Annotated in this window: 2 protein-coding genes and 1 other RNA gene; all 3 read left to right on the plus strand. The window is 32.8% G+C overall.

Going from position 1 to position 1,209, the window contains the following annotated elements; genetic code table 11:
• A partial coding sequence (locus D8676_RS26535) for an SLOG family protein (protein WP_121584106.1) occupies positions 1-380 on the plus strand: 380 nt, incomplete at its 5' end.
• 13 nt (positions 381-393) lie between these two features.
• Entirely contained in the window at positions 394-738 is a 345-nt protein-coding gene (gpsB, locus tag D8676_RS26540) for a cell division regulator GpsB (RefSeq protein WP_001286320.1), read from the plus strand.
• A 62-nt stretch (positions 739-800) separates the two neighbouring features.
• Positions 801-1,180: RNase P RNA component class B (gene rnpB / locus D8676_RS26545), an RNA gene on the plus strand.
• Positions 1,181-1,209 lie beyond the last annotated feature (29 nt).

Raw genomic sequence — 1,209 nt, forward strand, 5'->3', positions numbered from 1 at the left:
TTGTTATTGAATTACAACGAACATATGATTCGTTAAAGTTTGCTGTAATTACACCGTTCCAAGGACATACAGAAAAGTGGAATGAACATAATCAAAGTAAGTATGCCAACATAATTAAGCATGCAGATTATGTTGATAGTATTTTTCATACGTCGTATCAAGGTCCTTTTCAATTTAAACAAGCAGATCAATTTATGCTTGAACATTCGGATCAAACATTGCTCATTTATGATGAGGAACAAGAGGCGAGTCCTAAGTTCTTCAAGCAGATGTTAGTTGATTTTATGGATAAAACAAACTATACTTGTGATATTGTGACGTTCGATGAATTAACAGCATTCATCAATGACTTACAGTGGTCTGAAGATCAAAGTTTCTAATGAGGTGGAAAAAATGTCAGATGTTTCATTGAAATTATCAGCAAAAGATATTTATGAAAAAGATTTTGAAAAAACGATGGCTCGTGGCTATAGAAGAGAAGAAGTAGATGCATTTTTAGATGACATTATTGCTGATTATCAAAAAATGGCCGATATGAATAATGAAGTTGTGAAATTATCAGAAGAGAATCATAAACTTAAAAAAGAATTAGAAGAATTAAGACTACGTGTAGCAACATCAAGACCTCAGGACAATAAAAGTTTTTCTTCGAATAATACAACAACAAATACATCTTCAAATAATGTAGATATTTTAAAACGTATTTCAAACTTAGAAAAAGCTGTATTTGGTAAATAATTACTAAATACAAAAGTTTAACTGTCTTACTAATAATGACTATGTTATAATTTTAAAAGTGATATTTTGGGTAATCGCTATATTATATAGAGGAAAGTCCATGCTCACACAGTCTGAGATGATTGTAGTGTTCGTGCTTGATGAAACAATAAATCAAGGCATTAATTTGACGGCAATGAAATATCCTAAGTCTTTCGATATGGATAGAGTAATTTGAAAGTGCCACAGTGACGTAGCTTTTATAGAAATATAAAAGGTGGAACGCGGTAAACCCCTCGAGTGAGCAATCCAAATTTGGTAGGAGCACTTGTTTAACGGAATTCAACGTATAAACGAGACACACTTCGCGAAATGAAGTGGTGTAGACAGATGGTTATCACCTGAGTACCAGTGTGACTAGTGCACGTGATGAGTACGATGGAACAGAACATGGCTTATAGAAATATCACTACTAGTTTAGCTCTCCTAGAT

This window comes from Mesorhizobium sp. YM1C-6-2, assembly GCF_003666685.1.
Taxonomy (GTDB): Bacteria; Pseudomonadota; Alphaproteobacteria; order Rhizobiales; family Rhizobiaceae; genus Mesorhizobium_K.

Coding starts and splice junctions, on each gene's coding strand:
- gpsB (WP_001286320.1), top strand. CDS start 394: ATGTCAGATGTTTCATTGAAATTATCAGCAAAAGATATTTATGAAAAA.